This window comes from Streptomyces sp. CA-142005, assembly GCF_050942335.1.
GTDB lineage: Bacteria > Actinomycetota > Actinomycetes > Streptomycetales > Streptomycetaceae > Streptomyces.
Genome location: NZ_CP192078.1, coordinates 4,323,156 through 4,348,328, shown reverse-complemented (window position 1 = coordinate 4,348,328; position 25,173 = coordinate 4,323,156). Strand labels below are relative to the sequence as shown.

16 protein-coding genes and 3 rRNA genes are annotated in these 25,173 nt (G+C 69.2%); 15 read left to right on the top strand and 4 right to left on the bottom strand.

The features are described 5' to 3' along the window. Nucleotides 1–25: 25 nt before the first annotated feature. A complete protein-coding gene (locus tag ACQPXS_RS20380) occupies nucleotides 26–520 on the bottom strand; it encodes a cysteine dioxygenase (RefSeq protein WP_433450786.1) in 495 nt (164 codons plus the stop codon). Nucleotides 521–1,152: 632 nt separating this feature from the next. On the opposite strand from ACQPXS_RS20380, the gene ACQPXS_RS20375 reads away from it, so the two are divergent. The 3 genes from ACQPXS_RS20375 to ACQPXS_RS20365 all read left to right on the top strand — a co-directional run bounded on the left by ACQPXS_RS20375 (nucleotide 1,153) and on the right by ACQPXS_RS20365 (nucleotide 6,810). Beyond that, nucleotides 1,153–1,416, top strand: a complete 264-nt coding sequence (locus ACQPXS_RS20375; protein WP_003975777.1) for a WhiB family transcriptional regulator — start codon at nucleotides 1,153–1,155, stop codon at nucleotides 1,414–1,416. 193 nt (nucleotides 1,417–1,609) lie between these two features. Continuing rightward, nucleotides 1,610–5,287, top strand: a complete 3,678-nt coding sequence (locus tag ACQPXS_RS20370; RefSeq protein ID WP_433450785.1) for a glycosyltransferase — start codon at nucleotides 1,610–1,612, stop codon at nucleotides 5,285–5,287. Continuing rightward, nucleotides 5,284–6,810 carry a DUF5719 family protein gene (locus ACQPXS_RS20365; RefSeq protein WP_433450784.1) on the top strand — a complete coding sequence of 509 codons (1,527 nt, stop codon included), beginning with the start codon at nucleotides 5,284–5,286 and terminating at the stop codon, nucleotides 6,808–6,810. Before ACQPXS_RS20370 ends, ACQPXS_RS20365 begins: the two co-directional genes overlap by 4 nt. Before the next feature lie 127 nt (nucleotides 6,811–6,937). Here ACQPXS_RS20365 and ACQPXS_RS20360 read toward each other — a convergent pair whose 3' ends face one another. Continuing rightward, nucleotides 6,938–7,390 (bottom strand): metallopeptidase family protein, encoded by a 453-nt coding sequence (locus ACQPXS_RS20360; protein WP_351812250.1) that lies wholly within the window; start codon nucleotides 7,388–7,390, stop codon nucleotides 6,938–6,940. A 416-nt stretch (nucleotides 7,391–7,806) separates the two neighbouring features. On the opposite strand from ACQPXS_RS20360, the gene ACQPXS_RS20355 reads away from it, so the two are divergent. From ACQPXS_RS20355 to ACQPXS_RS20330, 6 genes are all read left to right on the top strand, one after another. Then, nucleotides 7,807–8,229 (top strand): DUF3499 domain-containing protein, encoded by a 423-nt coding sequence (locus ACQPXS_RS20355; protein ID WP_351812215.1) that lies wholly within the window; start codon nucleotides 7,807–7,809, stop codon nucleotides 8,227–8,229. Between the two features lie 150 nt (nucleotides 8,230–8,379). Beyond that, nucleotides 8,380–9,744 carry a phosphomannomutase/phosphoglucomutase gene (locus ACQPXS_RS20350; protein WP_433450783.1) on the top strand — a complete coding sequence of 455 codons (1,365 nt, stop codon included), beginning with the start codon at nucleotides 8,380–8,382 and terminating at the stop codon, nucleotides 9,742–9,744. Nucleotides 9,745–9,896: 152 nt separating this feature from the next. Further along, a complete protein-coding gene (locus ACQPXS_RS20345; protein ID WP_433450782.1) occupies nucleotides 9,897–10,067 on the top strand; it encodes a Trm112 family protein in 171 nt (56 codons plus the stop codon). 61 nt (nucleotides 10,068–10,128) lie between these two features. Then, complete coding sequence (locus ACQPXS_RS20340; RefSeq protein ID WP_433450781.1) at nucleotides 10,129–11,256, top strand: SIS domain-containing protein; 1,128 nt, start codon at nucleotides 10,129–10,131, stop codon at nucleotides 11,254–11,256. 116 nt (nucleotides 11,257–11,372) lie between these two features. Further along, nucleotides 11,373–12,524: a mannose-6-phosphate isomerase, class I gene (gene manA / locus ACQPXS_RS20335; RefSeq protein ID WP_433450780.1), complete on the top strand. Its 1,152-nt coding sequence runs from the start codon at nucleotides 11,373–11,375 to the stop codon at nucleotides 12,522–12,524. A 171-nt stretch (nucleotides 12,525–12,695) separates the two neighbouring features. Further along, nucleotides 12,696–13,676: a cation diffusion facilitator family transporter gene (locus tag ACQPXS_RS20330; RefSeq protein WP_433450779.1), complete on the top strand. Its 981-nt coding sequence runs from the start codon at nucleotides 12,696–12,698 to the stop codon at nucleotides 13,674–13,676. Between the two features lie 9 nt (nucleotides 13,677–13,685). Here the strand turns inward: ACQPXS_RS20330 and lepB are convergent, their stop codons facing one another. Continuing rightward, nucleotides 13,686–14,378 carry a signal peptidase I gene (lepB, locus tag ACQPXS_RS20325; protein ID WP_433450778.1) on the bottom strand — a complete coding sequence of 231 codons (693 nt, stop codon included), beginning with the start codon at nucleotides 14,376–14,378 and terminating at the stop codon, nucleotides 13,686–13,688. A gap of 633 nt (nucleotides 14,379–15,011) precedes the next feature. Between lepB and ahcY the strand changes: the two genes are divergently transcribed. Together ahcY and ACQPXS_RS20315 are read left to right on the top strand one after the other, a co-directional pair. Beyond that, nucleotides 15,012–16,469, top strand: coding sequence for an adenosylhomocysteinase (gene ahcY / locus ACQPXS_RS20320; protein ID WP_433450777.1), 1,458 nt, complete (start codon nucleotides 15,012–15,014; stop codon nucleotides 16,467–16,469). A gap of 192 nt (nucleotides 16,470–16,661) precedes the next feature. Next, complete coding sequence (locus ACQPXS_RS20315; RefSeq protein WP_433450776.1) at nucleotides 16,662–17,276, top strand: hypothetical protein; 615 nt, start codon at nucleotides 16,662–16,664, stop codon at nucleotides 17,274–17,276. Nucleotides 17,277–17,322: 46 nt separating this feature from the next. On the opposite strand, the gene ACQPXS_RS20310 is transcribed toward ACQPXS_RS20315, so the two are convergent. Next, nucleotides 17,323–18,285: an RDD family protein gene (locus ACQPXS_RS20310; protein WP_433450775.1), complete on the bottom strand. Its 963-nt coding sequence runs from the start codon at nucleotides 18,283–18,285 to the stop codon at nucleotides 17,323–17,325. A 154-nt stretch (nucleotides 18,286–18,439) separates the two neighbouring features. Here ACQPXS_RS20310 and ACQPXS_RS20305 point away from each other — a divergent pair, with 154 nt between their 5' ends. The 4 genes from ACQPXS_RS20305 to rrf all read left to right on the top strand — a co-directional run bounded on the left by ACQPXS_RS20305 (nucleotide 18,440) and on the right by rrf (nucleotide 25,138). After that, a complete protein-coding gene (locus ACQPXS_RS20305) occupies nucleotides 18,440–19,447 on the top strand; it encodes a stage II sporulation protein M (RefSeq protein WP_365334235.1) in 1,008 nt (335 codons plus the stop codon). A gap of 551 nt (nucleotides 19,448–19,998) precedes the next feature. After that, nucleotides 19,999–21,523, top strand: a 16S ribosomal RNA gene (locus ACQPXS_RS20300). Nucleotides 21,524–21,821: 298 nt separating this feature from the next. Continuing rightward, nucleotides 21,822–24,936 (top strand): 23S ribosomal RNA (locus ACQPXS_RS20295). A gap of 85 nt (nucleotides 24,937–25,021) precedes the next feature. Beyond that, nucleotides 25,022–25,138, top strand: a 5S ribosomal RNA gene (gene rrf, locus ACQPXS_RS20290). The 16S, 23S and 5S rRNA genes sit together here, the layout of an rRNA operon. The last annotated feature ends 35 nt before the right edge of the window (nucleotides 25,139–25,173 follow it).

The following is a 25,173-nucleotide window of genomic DNA, read 5'->3' as shown; positions in this document are numbered from 1 at the left end:
TGTTGCAGGCCGGTACGACAACGCGTCAGGCAGTCACCGGACGAGCTTCGCAGTGCGGCGAGGTGTGCATGGGCATCTCGGTCAGGCCCGGGTGGTACACGTGCAGGCTGACCGCCGGCTCCAGGGTGTCGTTGACGACCTCGTGGACGTACCCCGGCGCGAACACCCGCTGGGCTCCCGCCGCCAACGCGCGCGTGGCGCGTTCGGTGCGCTCGGTGAGCGTGCCCTCCAGGACGGTCAGGACGCCGGAGGAGCGGCCGTGGTCGTGCGGTCCGCTGCCCTGTCCCGGCACCCAGGACAGCAGCCACACCTCGTAGCCGGGGCCGGTGCGCAGCCGGTGGTACCAGCGGGTCGTCGCGTCGTACTGCACGAGGTGCTCCCACTCGGAGCGGTCGGCGGCGATCCGGCGGGCGAGGCCCACGAACTCGGCGACGGTGGCCGGGTGCTCGCGCGGCGGCTGGAGCAGATGCGGGACCTCGAGGATGTCGCCGGCGATCTGGAGGTCGTTGTCGCTGTTCATGAGGTGCTGTGGTTCCTCGGTGGGAGAAGGCCGAAGGTGCCAGGCGGCCAGGGGGAACGGAGAGGGGAAACCGGGTCGCGGGGGACACGGCCTACAGCTGGAGCAGGGGTGTGGCTCAACAGCTGGAACAGCGACAACAGCTACAGCGAGCCCGGGCAGCACCGTGGGACCCGGCGGTGCGGGTCGAGGTGAGCGCCAAGTTCGCGAGCATGCCCATTAGCACATCGGTTCACACGCGCAGTGTCAACTCGGCGCCCGGTATGTGGGACAGATTTCACCCAATCCGGTGCATCTCGGAGATGAAAGGTTTGTTCGCCTGGATGCTGGGACACTTGGGGCACATCCGGGCGCTCAAACCTTGCGGAACGCGATCGAACGCCAGGGCGTCCTTCTCCGTACACATGTCCGTACGGGGTTCCGGCGCCCCTCCGGGCCTCGTCTGCGTGTCACGGTTAATGGCGATTTGAACACTTTCCGCACGGCCTTGGTTCCGCAGAGTGAATAACGGGCTCAATAGCAGATCTCGGCTTGACTCGCCCGGAGCAGCACACTTGTAATTTCACTCGTGTCGTTCAGCCGAAATCGGTAACGGCAACGCACACGGGGACGCGAAAGACAGACGAGGGGCGCACATGACCGAGCTGGTGCAGCAACTGCTGGTCGACGACGCGGACGAGGAACTCGGCTGGCAGGAGCGCGCGCTGTGCGCCCAGACCGACCCCGAGTCCTTCTTCCCCGAGAAGGGCGGCTCCACCAGAGAGGCGAAGAAGGTCTGCCTTGCCTGCGAGGTCCGCTCCGAGTGCCTCGAGTACGCCCTCGCCAACGACGAGCGCTTCGGCATCTGGGGCGGACTGTCCGAGCGGGAGCGCCGCCGGCTGAAGAAGGCCGCCGTCTGACCACGGCAACGCACACAAATCCATACCAAAACGTCACGAACGGCCCGTCGCCGGTGGGTTATCCACAGGCGGCGGGCCGTCGTCATGGTCAGCCGATAGTGTGGTCGCTCGTCCGAGACGCCCCGCCGCCCCCTCGCCCCCCGAGAGGGCGCAGGCGTCCACCGCAGTCCATCGAACCGGGGCCCGTACCTCGATGTCCGTGCACAGCCACACGGCAGCCCAAGAGCACGCTGCCACACCAGAGTTCCCGCGCCACGTGGTGACCGCGGTCCTCGTCTCCCACGACGGCGCCCGCTGGCTGCCCGACGCGCTCGCCGGGCTGCTCGGCCAGGAGCGACCCGTCCAGTACGCGGTGGCCGCCGACACCGGCAGCGCGGACGACTCCGCCCGGATGCTCACCGACGCCCTCGGCGACGCCAACGTGCTGCACCTCGCCCGCCGCACCGGGTTCGGGCAGGCCGTCGAGGAGGCGAGCCGCACCGCCCCGCTCCTCACCCCGGAAGAGCTGCCCTACCTCAGGCGCCCCAGCGGCTGGGACCCCGTCACGCGCACGTGGCGCGACGACGCCTACGACATGCCCGAACTGCCGTACGGCGAGCCCATCCAGTGGCTCTGGCTGCTGCACGACGACTGCGCCCCCGAACCCGACGCCCTCGCCGAGCTGCTGCGCGTCGTCGACAACGAACTCGAACTCGGCCGCGAGGACGTGGCGATCGTCGGCCCCAAGCTCCGCGGCTGGTACGACCGCCGGCAACTGCTGGAGGTCGGCGTCTCCATCGCCAACTCCGGCCGCCGCTGGACCGGCCTGGAGCGCCGCGAACAGGACCAGGGCCAGCACGACCACGTGCGCACCGTGCTGTCCGTCTCCAGCGCCGGCATGCTCATCCGCCGCGACGTCTTCGAACAGCTCGGCGGCTTCGACCGCCGACTGCCGCTGATGCGCGACGACGTCGACCTGTGCTGGCGCGCCCACACCGCCGGCCACCGCGTCCTGATCGCTCCCGACGCCGTCGTACGGCACGCCGAGGCCGCCTCCCGCGAGCGCCGCACCGTCGACTGCGTGGGCCGCACCGCCGCCTCCCCGCACAAGGTCGACAAGGCCGGCGCCGTCTACACCCTGCTCGTCAACACCCGTGGCGCGGCGCTCCCCTGGGCGCTGCTGCGACTCGTCTTCGGCACCGTCCTGCGCACCATCGCCTATCTCGTCGGCAAGGTCCCCGGCCAGGCCGTCGACGAGATCCGCGGCCTGCTCGGCACCCTGCTGCGCCCCGAGCGGATCATCGCCGCCCGGCGCCGCCGCGGACCCTCGCAGATCGACAAGGGCGAACTGCGCCAACTGTTCCCGCCGCCCGGCGCCACCATCCGGGCCACCGTGGAACAGCTCGCCGCCAACTTCACCAGCGGCTCCGACGACACCTCCCCGGCCGGCCGGCACGGCGGCGCGGTGGAGTCCGGACCCGGCGGCGACGACGCCGACTTCCTGGAGGTCGAGCAGTTCGCCCGGCTCAAGCGGATCGCCCGCAAGCCCGGCCCCGTGCTCTTCCTCGCCCTGCTGCTCATCTCCCTGGCCGCCTGCCGTGCCCTGCTCGCCGGCGGCGCGCTGGCGGGCGGCGCCCTGCTGCCCGCCCCGGCCGGCGCCGGCGAGCTGTGGTCCCGCTTCGCCGACTCCTGGCACCCCGTCGGCGCGGGCGGAACCCCGGCCGCACCGCCCTACCTCGCGATCATCGCGACGCTCGCCACGATCCTGTTCGGCTCCACCGGCCTGGCGATGACGGTCCTGCTGGTCGCCTCGGTACCGCTCGCCGGATTCACCGCCTACTTCGCCTCCCGGCCGCTCGTCACCTCCCGGCTGCTGCGCGCCTGGGCGGCCATCGCCTACGCCTTCCTGCCCGCCACCACCGGCGCCCTGGCCGGCGGCCGCATCGGCACCGCCGTCCTCGCCGTGCTGCTGCCGCTCATCGCGCGCGCCGGGATCGCGGCGAGCGGCCTCGCCAACCGCTCCGGCGTACGGGGCAGTTGGCGCGCCACCTGGGCGTACGCGCTGCTGCTGACCATCACCACCGCCTTCACGCCGATCGTCTGGCCCATCGCGCTGTTCCTCGGCATCGGCGTGCTCGTGCTGCGCCGCGGCGACCTCGTCGCCCACGCCCTGCGCTTCCTCGCCCAGCTCGGCACCCCGCTGCTGGTCCTCGCCCCCTGGTCGCTGACCCTGCTCCCGACCGGCTTCTTCAAGGAAGCCGGCCTGGCCTACGGCACCTCGGCCGCCTCCGCGCTCGACCTGCTCGGCGCCAGCCCCGGCGGCCCCGGCACCGTGCACGGCCTGATGCTCATCGGCATCGTCCTCGCCGCCCTCGGCGCACTCCTGCGCTCCGAGCGGCAGCCGGCCATCCGCACCGCCTGGGCCGTCGCCCTGGTCGGCCTCGTCTTCGCCGCCCTGTCCAACCGGTCCGCCTGGGCCGGACCGGCCACCCTCGTCTACGGCATCGCCCTGCTGGCCGCCGCAGCCCTCGGCGCCGACGGCGCACGCGCGCGTGTGGCCGAGCAGAGCTTCGGCTGGCGCCAGCCCGTCGCCGCCCTGATCGCCTTCGCCTGTGCCGCGGGCCCGCTGCTCGTCGCCGCCGGCTGGATGATCCGCGGCGCCGACGGTCCCCTGGACCGCAGCGACCCGACCCAGGTGCCCGCGTTCGTCGCCGAGGACTCCTCCACCGGCGACCGGGCCCGCACCCTGATCCTGGACAGCGACTCCACCGCGCGCGTGCGCTACACCCTGGTCCGCGGCTCCGGCGCCCGCATGGGCGACGCCGAGATCAGCGCCGCCGACGGCCAGAACACCCGGCTGGACAAGGTCGTCGCCAACCTCGTCGCCGGCTCCGGCGCCGACCAGGCCGACGAACTCGGCGGCTTCGCCGTGCGGTACGTCCTCGTCCACAAGGGCGCGCCCCGCGACATCACCCGCGTCCTCGACACCACCCCAGGTCTGTCCCGGCTCAGCCAGCAGAACGGCGGCGCCTTGTACCGCGTCGACCAGGAGGTCTCCCGGGCCACCATCGTCCCCGCCGGCGGCTCGGGCACCGCCCAGCCGGTCACCGCGGGACCGGTGGAGATCCACACGACCATCCCGTCCGGCTCGGGCGGCCGCGTCCTGCGCCTCGCCGACACCGCCTCCGACGGCTGGACGGCCACCCTGAACGGCAGACCGCTCACCCGCACCACGGTCGACGGCTGGGCCCAGGGCTTCCAGCTGCCCACCGACAGCGGCAGGCTGGACGTCACCTACGCCGACCCGATCACCCACACCGCCTGGCTGTGGGCCCAGGGTGCGCTCGCCGTCGTCCTGGTCGTCCTCGCCCTGCCCGGCCGCCGCCGCGACGTCGACGACGACCTGCCCGAGGAGGAGCCGCTGCCCGCCCAGGCCGTCTCCGGCGAGGGCCGCCGCGCCCGGCGGCTGCGCGCCCAGGCCGAGGAACAGGCCGGCGACGACCAGTCCGGCGAGGAGCAGCCGGCCGCACCGCCGCTGCCGGAGGAGCCCCCGGCCGCCGTACCCCACCAGCAGTCCTACGAGGACTGGGACCAGGGTTCGTACGCGAACGCCGGATACGCCGGCTACGGAACCGACCAGTACCCCAACGGCAGCCAGTACCCGCCCTCCGGCTACGACCAGCAGGCGTACCCGGCCGCCGACCCGTACCAGACGGGCGAGGGCCAGTACGACCCGTACGCCTACGGCGGTACGGCCGACCAGATGCCGTACGACCCCACGTCCTACCAGCAGGGCTACCACCCGGCGTACGACCCCGCCCAGCAGGGCTACGACCCGGCCCAGCACCCCCACGGCACCGGCAGCGAGCGCCCCGACGGGAGCCAGCAGTGAACCGCACGACCCTGTCCCTGATCGCCGCCGGCACCGCGCTGGCCGCCGTCACCGCGTTCGCCGCGCTCGACGGCCCGTCCGCCTCCGGTGCCGCCGCCCCCAAGGCGGCCGCGAACCTGCCGGTCCAGCGCACCAGCCTGCTGTGCCCGGCGCCGAGCGTCTCGGACATCGCCGACACGTCGTACACGTCGTACACGCCCGTCACCCAGGGCGCGTCGAGCGGCGGCAAGGCCCAACTCCAGGCGGCCGCCGGGGACTCGGCGGACGGCACGGACAACTCCGGGACGGGCAAGGGCTCGAAGGGGTCCAAAGGCGGGAAGAAGACGGCGGACCAGCCGGTGCTCACCCCGAAGGCGCCGGGCACGCCCGTCACCGGCGACACCTCCGGCGCGGACGCGCCCGCGCTCATCGGCACCGCCGACGGGAAGTTCGCGCCCGGCTGGACCGTGCAGGAGACCACCGAGGTCGCGGCCGGCACCGGCCGTGGCCTGCAGGGCGTGAACTGCACCGCCGCGGACACCGACTTCTGGTTCCCGGGCGCCAGCACGGCCACCGAACGCACCGACTACGTCCACCTCACCAACCCCGACGACACCCCCGCGGTCGTCGACATCGAGCTGTACGGCAAGAACGGCGCGATCAAGTCCCCGCTCGGCGAGAACCAGACCGTCCCGGCGCACGCGAGCAAGCCGATCCTGCTGTCCACGCTCACCGACGAACAGCAGGCCGACCTGACCGTGCACGTCAGCGTGCGCAGCGGCCGGGTCGGCGCGTCGGTGCAGGCCCTGGACGACAAGGTGGGCGGCGACTGGCTGGCCGCGGCCGCCGACCCCGCCGGCAGCCTGGTCCTGCCCGGCATCCCCAAGGACGCCACCGACGTCCGCCTGATCGCCTTCACCCCCGGCGGCGACGACGCCGACCTGAAGGTCCGCCTGGCCTCACCGGACGGCCTGATCACCCCGGCGGGCAACGAGACCCTGCACGTGAAGTCGGGCATGACGACCACCGCCGACCTGCGCGACGTGACGCGGGGCGAGGCGGGCTCGCTGGTCCTGACCCCCACCGACCAGTCGGTCCCGGTCGTCGCGGCCCTCCGGGTGGTCCGGGGCAAGGGCGACAAGCAGGAGACGGCCTTCATCCCGGCCACCGCCCCCGTCGGCACCCGCGCGACCTCGGCCGACAACAGCGCCAAGGGCACGACCCTCGCCCTGACCGCGCCCACCGCCACCGCCACGGTCAAGGTCACCGCGTCGGCGGGCAGCGAGGGCGGTACGCCGACGACGAAGACCTACACGATCAAGTCCGGCACCACGCAGGACGTGGCCGTCCCCGTCCCCTCCGGCCTGAAGGGCACCTACGCCCTCACCGTCGAAACCGTCTCCGGCGGCCCGGTGTACGCCTCGCGCACCCTGTCCGCCACAGAGTCCGGAATCCCCGGCTTCACCATCCAGACCCTCCCGAACGACCGGGGGATGGTGGCGGTACCGAGGACGACGGAGGATCTGTCGGTCCTGCAGAAGTGAGGGACGCGCTCGCGCAGCGCCGGCGGCACCCCGCCGGCGCGGGCAGGCGAATCGCCCCGTCGCCCAGCCCCAGCACAGGGCACCCCGGCAGAAGCGGCGGCCCCCCGCCGTACCCCGGTGGCCCGCCCTAATCCTCCCCGTACCGCGGATCCACGGTCTCCGGCGTCAGCCCGAGCAACTCGGCAACCTGCTCCACGACCACCTCGTGCACCAGCGCGGCCCGCTCGTCCCGTCCCTTGGTGCGGATCTCCACCGGCCGCCGGTACACGACCACCCGCGCCCGGCGCCCGTCCCGAGCGGGCACGACCCCGCCCAGCGGCACGGCCTCGTCGCTCCACACCTGCTCACCGCGCCCGTCCAGCCGGGGCACCTCCAGCACGAGGAAGTCGATGTCGGCGAGCTGCGGCCACCGCCGTTCGAGACGCTCCACGGAGTCCTGCACCAGGTCCGCGAACACATCGGCCCGGCTGGCCGCCAGCGGCACCTGCGGCGGCGCGATCGGTCCCCGCATGCCCCTCCCGTGACGATCACGGCGACGGGGCCCGGGGCCGGCGGCACGGGGCGGTACACGGTTGTCCATCACTGGGGAAGCGTAGTCCCCGCGCGCTCCCCCCGCCCGACCCCACACGGCAACCCGTCCCTCACCCCGCCGCACCCCGACCAGCCGCACCCGGCCGACCGCATTCCCGGTCGATCAAGACCCCTCCACGGCCGCCCGCGCCCCCTGCCGATCAGCCCGCCGCCGATCGGCCCCGTTCGGCTCCGATCGGCAGTCTCCGCCTCCCTGTCGCAGGTTGACCGTTCCAGCCAACGTCTGGCTCGTTTCCGTAACCCTCCAAGACCGCCGAACTCAAGGCAATTGACGGTGTTTGTGCCGACTCATGACCGTATCGAGCCGCGCCCGAAACCCGCCGAGCACCCGTCCGCGCAGGTCAACAGGGCCTCCCCGAAGGGGTGTGTGGGGGGTTTCACAGCACGACACGGTGGAGTGACCTGGTGGAGAGTCGTCGCGGCCCGCTCAAGAGTGCGGTACCGTCCAACGTCGTGAGCCCTGTACGTCGCTGTTCGCGCACCGCCTGCGGCCGACCTGCCGTCGCGACGCTGACGTACGTCTACGCCGACTCGACCGCGGTCCTCGGCCCGCTCGCGACCTACGCCGAGCCGCACTGCTACGACCTGTGCGCCGAGCACTCCGAACGCCTCACCGCCCCCCGCGGCTGGGAGGTCGTCCGCCTCCTCGACGGCTCCGCCCCCGCGCGGCCCAGCGGCGACGACCTGGAAGCGCTCGCGAACGCCGTGCGTGAGGCGGCCCGCCCCCAGGAGCGCGCGGCCCAGGCGGGCGGCGGAGGCCGTACGGCGGACCCCATGGAGGTCGCCCGCCGCGGCCACCTGCGCGTCCTGCGCTCCCCGGACAACTGAGCCCACCCCACGCGCCCCCACGGTCGTCAAACCGGCGCACCGCACCCCACCCCCGGTTACGACTGGGCGTCCACCTGGTGTCCGCACACCACGCCCTTACCCCGGACGGGTAGTTTGTGGGCACACATAGGACTTTCAGGAGGGTTGGCCGTGGCTGCTGATCTGTCGCAGATCGTGAAGGCATACGACGTACGTGGAGTGGTTCCGGACCAGTGGGACGAGTCACTGGCCGGGCTCTTCGGCGCCGCCTTCGCGGAGGTGACGGGTGCGGCGGCCATCGTCGTCGGCCACGACATGCGGCCCTCGTCCCCCGGCCTGTCCCGCGCCTTCGCGCGCGGCGCCGCGGACCGTGGCGTGGACGTCACCGAGATCGGCCTGTGCTCCACCGACCAGCTGTACTACGCCTCGGGCGCGCTGAACCTGCCGGGCGCCATGTTCACCGCCTCCCACAACCCGGCCCAGTACAACGGCATCAAGATGTGCCGCGCGGGTGCCGCCCCGGTCGGCCAGGACACCGGTCTCGCGCAGATCCGCGAACTGGTCGAGCGGTGGCTGGAGTCGGGCGCCCCCGAGCCGGTCGGCCGGGCGGGAACCCTGTCCTCGCGCGAGACGCTGGAGGACTACGCGGCCTACCTCCGCTCCCTGGTCGACCTGACCTCCATCCGCCCGCTGAAGGTCGTGGTCGACGCCGGCAACGGCATGGGCGGCCACACGGTCCCCTCGGTCTTCGCCGGCCTGCCCCTGACCCTCGTCCCGATGTACTTCGAACTGGACGGCACCTTCCCCAACCACGAGGCCAACCCGCTCGACCCGGCCAACCTCGTGGACCTGCAAAAGCGCGTCCCGGCGGAGGGAGCCGACCTCGGCATCGCCTTCGACGGCGACGCCGACCGCTGCTTCGTCGTGGACGAGCACGGCGACCCGGTCTCCCCGTCCGCGATCACCGCGCTGGTCGCCGCCCGCGAGCTCGCCCGCAACGGCGGCAAGGGCACGATCATCCACAACCTGATCACGTCCCGTACGGTCCCGGAGGTCGTGAAGGAGAACGGCGGCGCCCCCGTCCGCACCCGCGTCGGCCACTCCTTCATCAAGGCCGAGATGGCCCGCAGCGGCGCGATCTTCGGCGGCGAGCACTCCGCGCACTACTACTTCAAGGACTTCTGGAACGCCGACACGGGCATGCTGGCCGCCCTGCACGTCCTCGCCGCCCTCGGCGGCCAGGAGGGCCCGCTGTCCGCCCTCGTCGCCCAGTACGACCGCTACACCGGCTCCGGAGAGATCAACTCCACCGTCGCCGACCAGTCCGCCCGCCTCGCCGCGATCCGCTCCGCGTACGAGAACCGCGCCGACGTCACCCTGGACGACCTCGACGGCCTCACCGTCGCCGCCGCCGACTGGTGGTTCAACGTCCGCCCCTCCAACACCGAGCCGCTGCTCCGCCTGAACGCCGAGGCGAAGGACGAGGCGACGATGACCAAGATCAGGGACGAGGCCCTGGCGATCATCAGGGCCTGAGCGGCCGGACATAAGGGCCTGAGCGGCCGGACATACGGAGTCCAGGGGGGGTTGCGCCTGGACGGTACCGGCAGCCCGGCTCAGCCCGTCCACCAGCGGTACGCTGACCAGGCACATCCACAGACAGACATCCGCCCTCGAAGGGACACCCCATGCCGCTCGAAGCCGGCCTCCTGGAGATCCTCGCCTGCCCGGCCTGCCACGCCCCGCTCAAGGAGCAGGACGCCGAGCTGATCTGCACCGGCCAGGGCTGCGGCCTCGCCTACCCGGTCCGCGACGGCATCCCGGTCCTCCTCGTGGACGAGGCGCGCCGCCCCCAGTGACGACGCCCCTCACCTCGTAGCCAACCCCGCACAGGACCCCGGCGCTCGGAGGCAACCGCCCATGCTGGACGAATCGCTGCTCGACACCCCGGAGGGCCTCGCCGAGGCCGACCGCCGAGGCCTGCTGCGCGGCGCCGCCGAAGCCGGCGCCCGCGTCCGCACCGCGGCCCGGCACGCCGCCGAGGCCGGCGTCGGCGACCTCAAGCCCGACGGCCGCCCCCGCGCCGTCCTCATCGCCGGCCCCGGCGCCGCCGCCACCCACACCGCCGACCTCCTCGGCACCCTGGCCGGCGTCGGCAGCCCCGTGGTCCGTCTGGCCCCGACCGGCGTGGCCCCGGCCGCGGGCGCCCTGCGCTGGGAGCTCCCGGGCTGGGCCGGCTCCGTGGACCTGCTGCTGATCGCCACCCCGGACGGCACCGAACCGAGCCTGTCCCTCCTCACCGACCAGGCCTACCGCCGCGGCTGCTCGGTCGTCGCCGTGGCCCCGGCCGGCACCCCGCTCGCCGAGGCGGTCGCCGGCGCCCACGGCCTGTTCGTACCGATGGCGACGGCGCCGTACGACCAGGAGGAACCGCTCGCCGCGTCCTCCCCGGGCGTCTTCTGGGCGCTGCTCACCCCGCTGCTGGCCGTGCTGGACCGGATCGGGCTGATCGGCGCCCCGCCGGACGCCCTGGAGAAGATCGCCGACCGCCTGGACCACATCGCCGAACGCTGCGGCCCCGCCATCGCGACCTACAGCAACCCGGCCAAGACCCTCGCCGCCGAACTCGCCGACGCACTGCCCGTGGTGTGGACGGAAGGGACCTCGGCGGGCCCCGCAGGCCACCGTTTCGCCGCGGCCCTCGCCGAACTCGCCGGCCGTCCCGCGCTCGTCGCCGAACTCCCCGAGGCGCTCTCCGCGCACAGCGCCCTGCTGGCCGGCCCGCTGGCGGCCAGCGCCGACCCCGACGACTTCTTCCGCGACCGCGTCGAGGAGCCGCCCGCGCTGCACGCGCGCGTGGTGCTGCTCCGTGACCGCCCGATCAGCGGTCTCACCGCCGCCCCCGCCGCCCGTGACCTGGCGCTCAGCCACGACACGCCGATCAGCGAACTCGAACCGGAGGAAGGCGGCGAACTGGAGTCCCTCGCTGAACTGATCGCCGTCACGGATTTCGCCGCCGTTTACCTGGCGCTCGCTTCGAGGGCCTGATCTGGCTACGGGCCGGAACCCCCGCGCCCACCATCAGCACGACAACCAGGACCGGCACCGGCACCAGCACCGGCGCCCGGCTGGGGCAGCCGTACGTACGGAGACAGAGAAGACACATGGACCGCCTCGACAACACCGTCCGCCCCTACGCCTGGGGTTCCCCCACCGCCATCCCGCACCTCCTCGGCGTCGAGCCGACCGGTGAGCCGCAGGCGGAGATGTGGATGGGCGCGCACCCGGGAGCCCCCTCGCGCACCGCGCGCGGGACGCTCGTCGACGTCATCGACGCCGACCCGGAGCGTGAGCTGGGCGCCGGGGCGGTCGCGAAGTTCGGCCCGCGGCTGCCGTTCCTGCTGAAGATCCTCGCCGCCGGTGCGCCCCTCTCCCTCCAGGTGCACCCCGACCTGGCACAGGCCGCGGAGGGTTACGCCGACGAGGAGCGCCGCGGCATCCCGGTCGACGCCCCGCACCGCAACTACAAGGACGCCAACCACAAGCCCGAACTGATCTGCGCGCTCACCGAGTTCGACGGCCTCTGCGGCTTCCGCGACCCGGTCCGGGCCGCCGACCTGATCGACGGGCTCGGCGTCGCCTCCCTCAAGCCGTACGTCGACCTGCTCCACGCCCAGCCCGAGGAAGCGGCCCTGCGCGAGGTGCTCACCGCGATCCTCACCGCCGACCCGCAGGAGATGGCGCACACGGTCGCCGAGGCCGCTGCCGCCTGCGCCCGCCTGGGCGGCGACTACGCGCCCTACGCCGACCTCGCCCAGCACTACCCGGGCGACCCCGGCGTCATCGCGGCGATGCTGCTGAACCACGTGCGCCTGCAGCCCGGCGAGGCCCTGTTCCTCGGCGCCGGCATCCCGCACGCGTACATCAGCGGCCTCGGCGTCGAGATCATGGCCAACTCCGACAACGTCCTGCGCTGCGGCCTGACCCCCAAGCACGTCGACGTCCCCGAACTGCTGCGCGTCGTCCGCTTCGAGGCGAGCGACCCGGGCGTGCTGCGCCCCGAGGCCTCCCCGGCCGGCGAGGAGGTCTACGACACGCCGATCGACGAGTTCCGCCTCTCCCGGTACGTCCTTCCCGAGGGCGGCACCGCCCGTGACCTCACCCTCGGCACGCCACAGATCCTGCTCTGCACGGCCGGCTCGGTCCGCGCCGGCGAGCACGAGCTGAACCCGGGGCAGTCGGTCTTCGTCCCGGCCGGCGAGAAGGCGGAGATCGCCGGCACGGGCACGATCTTCCGTGCCACTGTGATCGTATGACCTGTGATCGTCTGACCGGGGTTGTGGATACCTGACGCGGCGGCGCCCGGCCGGGCTGCAAGAATGGCCCACCGGCAAAGGCCGGGCAAAGTACGGCCACGCCTCGACGGCGTGGCCGTACGAAGGCGCCGCGCCAAGGCGACGACTAGGGCGAAGGGACAACGCGGACACATGAGCGCGTCAGGCGGTACGAAGGCGATCGTGGCGGCACTCGGCGCCAACCTCGCGATCGCGGCATCCAAGTTCGTGGCGTTCGCGTTCAGCGGCTCTTCCTCGATGCTCGCCGAGGGCGTCCACTCGCTCGCCGACTCCGGCAACCAGTTCCTGCTGCTCATCGGCGGCAAGAAGGCCCAGCGCGAGGCGACCCCGCAGCACCCCTTCGGCTACGGCCGCGAGCGCTTCATCTACGCCTTCCTGGTCTCGATCGTCCTGTTCTCCATCGGCGGCATGTTCGCCATCTACGAGGGCGTCGAGAAGATCAGCCACCCGCACGAACTGAAGGACTGGTACTGGCCGGTGGGCGTGCTGGTCTTCGCGGTCATCGCCGAGGGCTTCTCCTTCCGCACGGCCATCAAGGAGTCGAACGAGCTGCGCGGCAAGCTGTCCTGGTCGCAGTTCATCCGCCGCGCCAAGGCCCCCGAGCTGCCCGTGGTCCTGCTGGAGGACTTCGGCGCGCTGATCGGCCTGGTCCTCGCCCTCCTCGGCGTGGGCCTGTCCGTGCTCACCGGTGACGGCGTCTGGGACGGCATCGGCACCGTCTGCATCGGCGTCCTGCTCGTCCTGATCGCCCTCGTCCTGGCCGCCGAGACCAAGTCGCTGCTGCTCGGCGAGGCGGCGGGCCTGGACGTGATCCAGAAGATCGAGGAGGCGACGGTCGACGGCGACACCGTCACCGGCGTCATCCACATGCGCACGCTCCACCTCGGCCCCGAGGAACTGCTGATCGCCGCCAAGATCGCCGTCCGGCACGACAACACGGCCGCCCAGGTCGCCGACGCCATCGACGCCGCCGAGGCCCGCATCCGCGCCGCCGTCCCCATCGCCCGCGTCATCTACCTCGAACCGGACATCTACAGCGAGGCCGAGGCGGCCAAGGGCCCGGACCCGGAGGCCACCCCCGGCGGCCCGAACCCGCACGCCGCCGGCCACTGAGCCGGGACCTCAGCTCCCGCTCGGCCGCACCGGCCAGGGCATCTGCGCGATCTCCGGCGCCCTCCGCCGCCGTACGGCAAGGAAACCGATGCCCAGGCCGATCCCGACGAGCAGCAGCACCCCACCCAGCAGCAGGGCCGCCACCAGCAGGGCAGGAACCGCGCGGTCATCCGTCACCCGCCCCAGCACCGCGTCCGCGGACACCGTGCCGCCCTGCTCGTCGAGGTGGAACCGCGAGTCGTTGGAGTTCGCGCGGTAGTCGCCCAGGAGGAACAGCCGCCCCTCCGGGACCTTCACGTCATACGGCCGGTGCGCGCCGTCGGCGTCGCCGCCGTACACGTACGGCTCCTCGATCGGCTTGCCGTTCACGGTCACCCGCGGCTGCGCCCCCGCGAGCGTGCAGCACCGCACCCGGTCCCCGCCCACACCGACGACCCGCTTCATCAGGGGCGCGTCGAACCCGTAGGACTTCGGCGGCCGGAACAACACGACATCACCGCGCCGCACCTCGCTCCCGTCCACCCGCTCCCAGACGATCCGGTCGCCCTGCCCGTACGTCGGCCGCATGCTGCCACCACCCACGCTGGAGACCCCGTACGCCCCCCGCAGCCAGCCAAAGGCCCCGACCACCAACACCAGCCCCAGCACCCCCACCACACCGGCCGACATCCCCAGCCCGCGACCACGCGTCCCACCCGCCATGCCTCGTCCTCCCCGAGCGGCCCATCCAAGGCGGCGGAGAATAGCGGCACCTTGTGAACGGTCTGTGCGGTGGGGCGCCCTTTGGCCTGCGGGTGGAGGTGGGTGCGGGTGCTCGCCGAGGAGGGGCCCGCCCGCGGTCGGTGGAGGGGGCGGCCGGATCGGGCACGTATGCCTCCTCACACCTTCGTCGCACGAGGCACGTTCCCGGACACCCCGCCAGCGGACCGGACGGCTCCGGTCCGGCCTGCATCCCGTACCACCCCGCCCCGGCCCGCGGCGCGAAAGCCCCTGTTCGTCACGGTCCGTGGGCTCCCGTCCCGCGCTTTCCGCGCCCCCGCCGACGCGGCACCCGCCCCCTCCGCGCCCCTCGGAACCGCCTCCCGGACGGCTCGAACCATGCGGAGGCGGACTGGGGCCGACCGGGTCGTCCGGTGTAGCTTGGGACGGAGCCAGACGTCGCTGCTGATGGCGGTCGGGCGGTCCCACGCGGACCGACCGAGGGAGAGAGGGCCTCCGACGGACTGCGCTGCGCGCACGTGGGCATGCCAGTGTCCTCATCTCGGGCACCCGTGTGTCCGCCGCCGCGCAGACCAGCCGTACCCACCTCGCCCCGACACCGAGGAGCAGCTCGCAATGACGACTGTCGACAACCGACAGGACTTCAAGGTCGCCGACCTCTCGCTGGCCGAGTTCGGCCGCAAGGAGATCACCCTCGCCGAGCACGAGATGCCCGGCCTGATGGCGATCCGCAGGGAGTACGCCGAGGCCCAGCCCCTCGCCGGCGCCCGCATCACCGGCTCCCTGCACATGACCGTGCAGACCGCCGTTCTCATCGAGACCCTGGTCGCCCTCGGCGCCCGCGTCCGCTGGGCCTCCTGCAACATCTTCTCCACCCAGGACCACGCGGCCGCGGCCATCGCCGTCGGCCCGAACGGCACGCCCGACAACCCGCAGGGCATCCCGGTCTTCGCCTGGAAGGGCGAGACGCTGGAGGAGTACTGGTGGTGCACGGAGCAGGCGCTGACCTGGCCGGACAGTGCCACCGGCGGCCCGAACATGATCCTGGACGACGGCGGTGACGCCACCCTCCTCGTCCACAAGGGCGTCGAGTACGAGAAGGCCGGCGAGGTCCCCGCCCTGGACACCGCCGAGTCCGACGAGCACCACGTCATCCTCCAGCTGCTGCACCGCACCCTGGGCGAGAACCCCCAGAAGTGGACCCAGCTGGCCTCGGAGATCCGCGGCGTCACCGAGGAGACCACCACCGGTGTCCACCGCCTGTACGAGATGCAGCGCGAGGGCTCCCTCCTCTTCCCGGCGATCAACGTCAACGACTCCGTCACCAAGTCGAAGTTCGACAACAAGTACGGCTGCCGCCACTCCCTGGTCGACGGCATCAACCGCGCCACCGACGTCCTGATCGGCGGCAAGACCGCCGTCGTCTGCGGCTACGGCGACGTGGGCAAGGGCTGCGCCGAGTCCCTGCGCGGCCAGGGCGCCCGCGTGATCATCACCGAGATCGACCCGATCTGCGCCCTGCAGGCGGCGATGGACGGCTACCAGGTCACCACCCTGGACGAGGTCGTGGAGACCGCCGACATCTTCATCACCACCACCGGCAACAAGGACATCATCCTTGCGTCGGACATGGCGAAGATGAAGCACCAGGCGATCGTCGGCAACATCGGTCACTTCGACAACGAGATCGACATGGCCGGCCTCGCCAAGGTCCCCGGCATCGTCAAGGACGAGGTCAAGCCGCAGGTCCACACCTGGACTTTCCCGGACGGCAAGAAGATCATCGTGCTGTCCGAGGGCCGCCTGCTGAACCTGGGCAACGCCACCGGCCACCCGTCGTTCGTGATGTCCAACTCCTTCGCGGACCAGACTCTGGCCCAGATCGAGCTGTTCACCAAGCCCGACGAGTACCCGATCGGTGTCTACGTGCTGCCCAAGCACCTGGACGAGAAGGTCGCCCGCCTCCACCTGGACGCGCTCGGCGTCAAGCTCACCAAGCTGCGCCCGGATCAGGCCGCGTACATCGGCGTGGAGGTCGACGGCCCGTTCAAGTCGGACCACTACCGCTACTGAGCCGGCGACTCCGTAGTCCCGCCCGCCGGGGAGCACAGCGGTGCACCGCCGCGCTCCCCGGCAGCAGGTCCCCGAGGCAGGCCCCCGCACCCCCGTGCCAGGGGCCTGCCCCTTTGGCCGGTCCATCCGGACAGCACCGGAGGCACCGGCAGCCCGGCCGGACCGTCAGCCCGTCGAAGACCCAGGACCCCCATGCCCCGCGGCCGTTATTCGCTCCACGATCCGCACGATCACACCCCCCTCGGCGAAGAACACTTCCAGTGCGCCCCCGGCCCCTCCGGCTGGCGCTATGTCTCCCGGCTGACCAGCCCCGCCGGCGATCAGCGCGGCTCGGTCGATCTCGCCCTGGACGACCTCGGCCGCCCCATCCGCCTCGAACTCCACGCGGGGGAGTGGCAGGTGCGCGGTGCCGCCCTCGACGGCGTCACCTGGGTCCGCACCGACCCCGCCGGAACCCATGCCACCGAAGGCAATGTGCGCGCCCACGCCTTCACCGGCACGTCCCCCGCGTTCCTCGTCGCCACCGCCCGTCTCCTGCGCCTCACCCCCTCGTCCGGCGCGACCCGCGTACGCCTGGTCGCCTTCACGGACCCGGTCCTCGCCCCCCGCACCGTGGACCAGTCCTGGGCCCTGGTGAACAGCGAAGCACACGCCACTGACAACGGCCCTCTGACCGTGAACGAATACCAGGTCACAGCCCTGGACACCGGTGAGCGGCACACCGTTCACATCGCCGGGGACGTCGTCCTGGCCGCACCCGGAGTCGAGCTGGAGGACCTCCAGTCACCGCCGTCGACGTTCGACTGAACGCCGAGACCGGAGGCGGCTGGAAGGGGAGGAAGCGGGCCCGTATCTACGCCGGTGGTGCGAAACCGGTGGGCGGGCGGTCCGCTGGGGGCTCGTCCCGCGGAGGTACGGCGGAAGGCGGAAGCGGAGCCTGCGGCGGCCGAGCGAAAGTGGGCGGCTGCGCAGAAACCGGTGGCTGGGGAGACGCGGACGGCTGGGGAGAAGGGGGTGGCCGATGAGCGGCCGGTGCGCCAGGCGCGGTCGTCTGGGGGGCGAATCCGGCGGCGCCGAACGCCTGCCGCGCCTCACGCGACTGCCGCTCGTGCACCACAGCCGCCAGGAAGACGGCCGCCGGCAGATCCTGTGGCACAGAAGCCCCCGTCCGCGCCGCCAGGTCGGCCGCGAGCCGCTGGGCCATCCCCATCGAGACCTGCGGGTCGAGCTGCCCCATCCGGGTCAGGTACTGCCGAACCGCCAGCCACAGCCCGTCCGGCACCGCCGAGAGGTCCAGCTCGGCGAACCGCCCTGCCAGCCACGGAGGCGGCGGCGGAACAAAGCCGGCCCGACCTGCCGGCATTCGCTCACGCACGACCAGCGTGCCCGCGAACACGTCACCGAGCCGCCGGCCGCGCGCCGACACCAGCGAGGCGATGCACGCGACCACGCCGAACGTCAGCAGGATCTCGACCACCCCGATCGCGCCCCGCACGAGCGCGTGCCGGAACCGGATCGGCCCACCGTCGTCCCGGACCACGCGGAGCCCGAACGCCAGCTTCCCCAGCGAACGCCCATGACTGAGGGTCTCCACCGCGATCGGCCCGCCGACCAGCACCAGCAGAAACGTCGCGATCGACAGCGCCACCTGCGCGGCCTCGTCCAGCGAGGCGGTCGACAACACCACCGCGATGGTGACGACGACGTACGCGACCACGGCCACCACGAGATCGAGCAACACGGCAAGCGCCCTGCTCGGCAGCTTTGCCGGCCGCAGTTCGAGCGCCACCGCCTCGCCCGTCACCAGCTCACTCACGCCCGCCGTCCTTCCCTCATCTGCCCCCAGGAGCGCAAGTCTGCCAAGCTGTGGGCACATCGCGCGCCAGTGCGACTACCTGACCGCGATCGAGAGCATTCACGACGACTCCGCGACGAGCAGTCGACGACCAGCCGAGGAGCAGGCAGACCCGATGGACCTGGACGTCTTCGTCTCCGTACACCGAGCCGAATGGGACCGCCTCGACGCCCTGCTCCGCCGCCGACGCCGCCTCACCGGCGCCGAGGCCGACGAACTCGTCGCCCTCTACCAGCGCACCGCCACCCACCTGTCCCTCATCCAGTCCAGCGCCCCGGACCCGCAGCTGACCGGACGGCTCAGCCAACTGGTGGCACGCGCGCGCAGCGCCGTCACCGGCACCCGCCGCGCCTCATGGCGGGACGTCACGCGCTTCCTGGGCCAGGGCTTCCCGGCCGCGGTCTACCGTGCCCGCCACTGGTGGGTACCCACGGCACTGGTCTCCACGGCCATCGCGATCCTCCTGGGCTGGTGGATCGGCACCCACCCGGACGTTCAGTCGTCGATCGCGGCGCCCAGCCAGCTGCGCGAGCTGACCCGCCCCGGCGGCGAGTACGAGACGTACTACTCCAGCCATCCCGCGGCGGCCTTCGCCGCCCAGGTGTGGACGAACAACGCACAGGCAGCCGCGATGTGCCTGGTCCTGGGTGTCTTCCTGGGCCTGCCGGTCCTCTGGATCCTCTTCGAGAACATGCTCAACCTGGGCGTCGGCTTCGGCCTGATGTCCTCCGCCGGCCGACTCGACACATTCCTCGGCCTGGTCCTTCCGCACGGTCTGCTCGAACTGACCGCCGTCTTCGTCGCCGCCGGTACGGGACTGCGCCTGGGCTGGACAGTCATAGACCCGGGTCCCCGCAGCCGGCGCACCGCGCTCGCCGAGGAAGGACGCGCGGCCGTCGGCATGGCGATCGGACTCGCCCTGGTCCTCCTGGTCTCCGGCGCCATCGAAGGCTTCGTCACCCCGTCCGGCCTCCCCACCTGGGCCCGCATCGGAATCGGCGTCCTGGCCGAGCTGGCATTCCTGACGTACGTCTACGTCCTGGGCGGACGAGCGGTACGCGCAGGTGAGACCGGCGATGTCGAAGCGACGGACCGCAGCGCCTCGGTGCCGACCGCCGCGTGATGTGCGTTCCACCCCTGTGAGCTGCTACTCTCCTCTTCGCCTCGCAAGACCTGTTGACACGGGTGGCGTGGGGAGGTAGATTCAAACAGTTGCCTGGAACTGGACAAGTTCAGCGGTGACGGCTAGACTCTACGAGCTTCAGAGAAGTCGAGAACGACATCTCGGAGAAGCGCCTCCCGATTACTCAGAAATGAGAGGCCGGTCAGACCGGCCAAGAACTTCTGATAAAGTCGGAACCGCCGGAAAGGGAAACGCGAAAGCGAGAACCTGGAAAGCGCCGAGGAAATCGGATCGAAAAGATCTGATAGAGTCGGAAACACCGAAGGGGAGCGCCCGGAGGAAAGCCCGAGAGGGTGAGTACAAAGGAAGCGACCGTTCCTTGAGAACTCAACAGCGTGCCAAAAGTCAACGCCAGATATGTTGATACCCCGTCTCCAGCATCAGCTGGGGCGAGGTTCCTTTGAAAAAACACAGCGAGGACGCTGTGAACGGTCGGACTATTCCTCCGACTGTTCCGCTCTCGTGGTGTTCACCCCGATCACGGGGAAGCATTCACGGAGAGTTTGATCCTGGCTCAGGACGAACGCTGGCGGCGTGCTTAACACATGCAAGTCGAACGATGAACCACTTCGGTGGGGATTAGTGGCGAACGGGTGAGTAACACGTGGGCAATCTGCCCTGCACTCTGGGACAAGCCCTGGAAACGGGGTCTAATACCGGATACGAGCCTCCTCCGCATGGTGGAGGTTGGAAAGCTCCGGCGGTGCAGGATGAGCCCGCGGCCTATCAGCTTGTTGGTGAGGTAACGGCTCACCAAGGCGACGACGGGTAGCCGGCCTGAGAGGGCGACCGGCCACACTGGGACTGAGACACGGCCCAGACTCCTACGGGAGGCAGCAGTGGGGAATATTGCACAATGGGCGCAAGCCTGATGCAGCGACGCCGCGTGAGGGATGACGGCCTTCGGGTTGTAAACCTCTTTCAGCAGGGAAGAAGCGCAAGTGACGGTACCTGCAGAAGAAGCGCCGGCTAACTACGTGCCAGCAGCCGCGGTAATACGTAGGGCGCAAGCGTTGTCCGGAATTATTGGGCGTAAAGAGCTCGTAGGCGGCTTGTCGCGTCGGTTGTGAAAGCCCGGGGCTTAACCCCGGGTCTGCAGTCGATACGGGCAGGCTAGAGTTCGGTAGGGGAGATCGGAATTCCTGGTGTAGCGGTGAAATGCGCAGATATCAGGAGGAACACCGGTGGCGAAGGCGGATCTCTGGGCCGATACTGACGCTGAGGAGCGAAAGCGTGGGGAGCGAACAGGATTAGATACCCTGGTAGTCCACGCCGTAAACGGTGGGCACTAGGTGTGGGCAACATTCCACGTTGTCCGTGCCGCAGCTAACGCATTAAGTGCCCCGCCTGGGGAGTACGGCCGCAAGGCTAAAACTCAAAGGAATTGACGGGGGCCCGCACAAGCGGCGGAGCATGTGGCTTAATTCGACGCAACGCGAAGAACCTTACCAAGGCTTGACATACACCGGAAACGTCTGGAGACAGGCGCCCCCTTGTGGTCGGTGTACAGGTGGTGCATGGCTGTCGTCAGCTCGTGTCGTGAGATGTTGGGTTAAGTCCCGCAACGAGCGCAACCCTTGTCCCGTGTTGCCAGCAGGCCCTTGTGGTGCTGGGGACTCACGGGAGACCGCCGGGGTCAACTCGGAGGAAGGTGGGGACGACGTCAAGTCATCATGCCCCTTATGTCTTGGGCTGCACACGTGCTACAATGGCCGGTACAAAGAGCTGCGATACCGCGAGGTGGAGCGAATCTCAAAAAGCCGGTCTCAGTTCGGATTGGGGTCTGCAACTCGACCCCATGAAGTCGGAGTCGCTAGTAATCGCAGATCAGCATTGCTGCGGTGAATACGTTCCCGGGCCTTGTACACACCGCCCGTCACGTCACGAAAGTCGGTAACACCCGAAGCCGGTGGCCCAACCCCTTGCGGGAGGGAGCTGTCGAAGGTGGGACTGGCGATTGGGACGAAGTCGTAACAAGGTAGCCGTACCGGAAGGTGCGGCTGGATCACCTCCTTTCTAAGGAGCATCTAGCTGCCGCGAGGCAGCCAGAGCCACTACGTCGGCGAATGATCGACGGTGGTTAGCTCATGGGTGGAACGTTGACTACTCGGCACACTCGACTGGCTTCTCTTCCTAGTACTGCTTCGGCGTGGAACGGAACGAGGAAGCGGCGAGGGTGTCGGGCACGCTGTTGGGTGTCTGAGGGAACGAAACTTTCCTCAGTTGCCGGCCCCAGTGCACTCGGACCTTCGGGTTCGGGGTGATGGGTGGCTGGTCGTTGTTTGAGAACTGCACAGTGGACGCGAGCATCTGTGGCCAAGTTTTTAAGGGCGCACGGTGGATGCCTTGGCACCAGGAACCGATGAAGGACGTGGGAGGCCGCGATAGTCCCCGGGGAGTCGTCAACCAGGCTTTGATCCGGGGGTTTCCGAATGGGGAAACCCGGCAGTCGTCATGGGCTGTCACCCACTGCTGAACACATAGGCAGTGTGGAGGGAACGCGGGGAAGTGAAACATCTCAGTACCCGCAGGAAGAGAAAACAACCGTGATTCCGGGAGTAGTGGCGAGCGAAACCGGATGAGGCCAAACCGTATGCGTGTGAGACCCGGCAGGGGTTGCGCATGCGGGGTTGTGGGATTTCTCTTGATCAGTCTGCCGGCTGGTCGGCGAGTCAGAAACCGTATGGATAGGCGAAGGACATGCGAAAGGTCCGGCGTAGAGGGTAAGACCCCCGTAGTCGAAATCTGTACGGCTCGCTTGAGAAACACCCAAGTAGCACGGGGCCCGAGAAATCCCGTGTGAATCTGGCGGGACCACCCGCTAAGCCTAAATATTCCCTGGTGACCGATAGCGGATAGTACCGTGAGGGAATGGTGAAAAGTACCCCGGGAGGGGAGTGAAATAGTACCTGAAACCGTGTGCCTACAAGCCGTGGGAGCGTCGGGATCTTCGGATCCTCGTGACTGCGTGCCTTTTGAAGAATGAGCCTGCGAGTTTGCGGTGTGTTGCGAGGTTAACCCGGGTGGGGAAGCCGTAGCGAAAGCGAGTCCGAATAGGGCGCTTCAGTAGCACGCTCAAGACCCGAAGCGGAGTGATCTAGCCATGGGCAGGTTGAAGCGGAGGTAAGACTTCGTGGAGGACCGAACCCACCAGGGTTGAAAACCTGGGGGATGACCTGTGGTTAGGGGTGAAAGGCCAATCAAACTCCGTGATAGCTGGTTCTCCCCGAAATGCATTTAGGTGCAGCGTCGTGTGTTTCTTGCCGGAGGTAGAGCACTGGATAGGCGATGGGCCCTACCGGGTTACTGACCTTAGCCAAACTCCGAATGCCGGTAAGTGAGAGCGCGGCAGTGAGACTGTGGGGGATAAGCTCCATGGTCGAGAGGGAAACAGCCCAGAGCATCGACTAAGGCCCCTAAGCGTACGCTAAGTGGGAAAGGATGTGGAGTCGCACAGACAACCAGGAGGTTGGCTTAGAAGCAGCCACCCTTGAAAGAGTGCGTAATAGCTCACTGGTCTAGTGATTCCGCGCCGACAATGTAGCGGGGCTCAAGCGTACCGCCGAAGTCGTGTCATTGCAGCGTATAGCCCCAACGGGTGCTGTGATGGGTAGGGGAGCGTCGTCTGCCGGGTGAAGCGGCACTGGAAGGTAGTCGTGGACGGTTGACGAGTGAGAATGCAGGCATGAGTAGCGATTCACACGTGAGAAACGTGTGCGCCGATTGACTAAGGGTTCCTGGGTCAAGCTGATCTGCCCAGGGTAAGTCGGGACCTAAGGCGAGGCCGACAGGCGTAGTCGATGGATAACCGGTTGATATTCCGGTACCCGCTGTGGAGCGTCAAACATCGAATCCAGTGATGCTAAGGCCGTGAAGCCGCCCCGGAGCCTTCGGGCAAAGGGGAGTGGTGGAGCCGCCGGACCAAGCTGGTAGTAGGTGAGTGATGGGGTGACGCAGGAAGGTAGTCCATCCCGGGCGGTGGTTGTCCCGGGGTAAGGGTGTAGGACGCAGGGTAGGCAAATCCGCCCTGCACGTGTCTGAGACCTGATGCCGAGCCGATTGTGGTGAAGTGGATGATCCTATGCTGTCGAGAAAAGCCTCTAGCGAGTTTCATGGCGGCCCGTACCCTAAACCGACTCAGGTGGTCAGGTAGAGAATACCGAGGCGTTCGGGTGAACTATGGTTAAGGAACTCGGCAAAATGCCCCCGTAACTTCGGGAGAAGGGGGGCCAGTCCTGGTGATCCAATTTACTTGGTGAGCTGGGGGTGGCCGCAGAGACCAGCGAGAAGCGACTGTTTACTAAAAACACAGGTCCGTGCGAAGCCGTAAGGCGATGTATACGGACTGACGCCTGCCCGGTGCTGGAACGTTAAGGGGACCGGTTAGCTCCATTTCGGTGGGGCGAAGCTGAGAACTTAAGCGCCAGTAAACGGCGGTGGTAACTATAACCATCCTAAGGTAGCGAAATTCCTTGTCGGGTAAGTTCCGACCTGCACGAATGGCGTAACGACTTCTCGACTGTCTCAACCATAGGCCCGGTGAAATTGCACTACGAGTAAAGATGCTCGTTTCGCGCAGCAGGACGGAAAGACCCCGGGACCTTTACTACAGTTTGATATTGGTGTTCGGTTCGGCTTGTGTAGGATAGCTGGGAGACTGTGAAGCACGCACGCCAGTGTGTGTGGAGTCGTCGTTGAAATACCAGTCTGGTCGTGCTGGATGTCTAACCTGGGTCCGTGATCCGGATCAGGGACAGTGTCTGATGGGTAGTTTAACTGGGGCGGTTGCCTCCTAAAGGGTAACGGAGGCGCCCAAAGGTTCCCTCAGCCTGGTTGGCAATCAGGTGTTGAGTGTAAGTGCACAAGGGAGCTTGACTGTGAGACCGACGGGTCGAGCAGGGACGAAAGTCGGGACTAGTGATCCGGCGGTGGCTTGTGGAAGCGCCGTCGCTCAACGGATAAAAGGTACCCCGGGGATAACAGGCTGATCTTCCCCAAGAGTCCATATCGACGGGATGGTTTGGCACCTCGATGTCGGCTCGTCGCATCCTGGGGCTGGAGTCGGTCCCAAGGGTTGGGCTGTTCGCCCATTAAAGCGGTACGCGAGCTGGGTTTAGAACGTCGTGAGACAGTTCGGTCCCTATCCGCTGTGCGCGTAGGAGTCTTGAGAAGGGCTGTCCCTAGTACGAGAGGACCGGGACGGACGAACCTCTGGTGTGCCAGTTGTTCTGCCAAGGGCATGGCTGGTTGGCTACGTTCGGGAGGGATAACCGCTGAAAGCATCTAAGCGGGAAGCCTGCTTCGAGATGAGGACTCCCACCCACTTGATGGGGTAAGGCTCCCAGTAGACGACTGGGTTGATAGGCCGGATCTGGAAGCCAGGTAACTGGTGGAGGTGACCGGTACTAATAGGCCGAGGGCTTGTCCTCAGTTGCTCGCGTCCACTGTGTTGGTTCTGAAACCACGAACAGCCCCGCTGAAAGATGCGGTGCGGCGTTCACAGTTTCATAGTGTTTCGGTGGTCATAGCGTGAGGGAAACGCCCGGTTACATTCCGAACCCGGAAGCTAAGCCTCACAGCGCCGATGGTACTGCAGGGGGGACCCTGTGGGAGAGTAGGACGCCGCCGAACAATTCTTGGGAAAGGCCCACACCGGATGGTGTGGG

What these genes read in the sequence shown, in the direction of transcription:
- lepB (WP_433450778.1), bottom strand. Translation starts at nt 14,378, where the DNA reads ATGGCGGGTGGGACGCGTGGTCGCGGGCTGGGGATGTCGGCCGGTGTG.
- ACQPXS_RS20380 (WP_433450786.1), bottom strand. Translation starts at nt 520, where the DNA reads ATGAACAGCGACAACGACCTCCAGATCGCCGGCGACATCCTCGAGGTC.
- ACQPXS_RS20345 (WP_433450782.1), top strand. Translation starts at nt 9,897, where the DNA reads ATGCCGCTCGAAGCCGGCCTCCTGGAGATCCTCGCCTGCCCGGCCTGC.
- ACQPXS_RS20315 (WP_433450776.1), top strand. Translation starts at nt 16,662, where the DNA reads ATGCCCCGCGGCCGTTATTCGCTCCACGATCCGCACGATCACACCCCC.
- ahcY (WP_433450777.1), top strand. Translation starts at nt 15,012, where the DNA reads ATGACGACTGTCGACAACCGACAGGACTTCAAGGTCGCCGACCTCTCG.
- manA (WP_433450780.1), top strand. Translation starts at nt 11,373, where the DNA reads ATGGACCGCCTCGACAACACCGTCCGCCCCTACGCCTGGGGTTCCCCC.
- ACQPXS_RS20360 (WP_351812250.1), bottom strand. Translation starts at nt 7,390, where the DNA reads ATGGACAACCGTGTACCGCCCCGTGCCGCCGGCCCCGGGCCCCGTCGC.
- ACQPXS_RS20305 (WP_365334235.1), top strand. Translation starts at nt 18,440, where the DNA reads ATGGACCTGGACGTCTTCGTCTCCGTACACCGAGCCGAATGGGACCGC.
- ACQPXS_RS20370 (WP_433450785.1), top strand. Translation starts at nt 1,610, where the DNA reads ATGTCCGTGCACAGCCACACGGCAGCCCAAGAGCACGCTGCCACACCA.
- ACQPXS_RS20330 (WP_433450779.1), top strand. Translation starts at nt 12,696, where the DNA reads ATGAGCGCGTCAGGCGGTACGAAGGCGATCGTGGCGGCACTCGGCGCC.
- ACQPXS_RS20340 (WP_433450781.1), top strand. Translation starts at nt 10,129, where the DNA reads ATGCTGGACGAATCGCTGCTCGACACCCCGGAGGGCCTCGCCGAGGCC.
- ACQPXS_RS20375 (WP_003975777.1), top strand. Translation starts at nt 1,153, where the DNA reads ATGACCGAGCTGGTGCAGCAACTGCTGGTCGACGACGCGGACGAGGAA.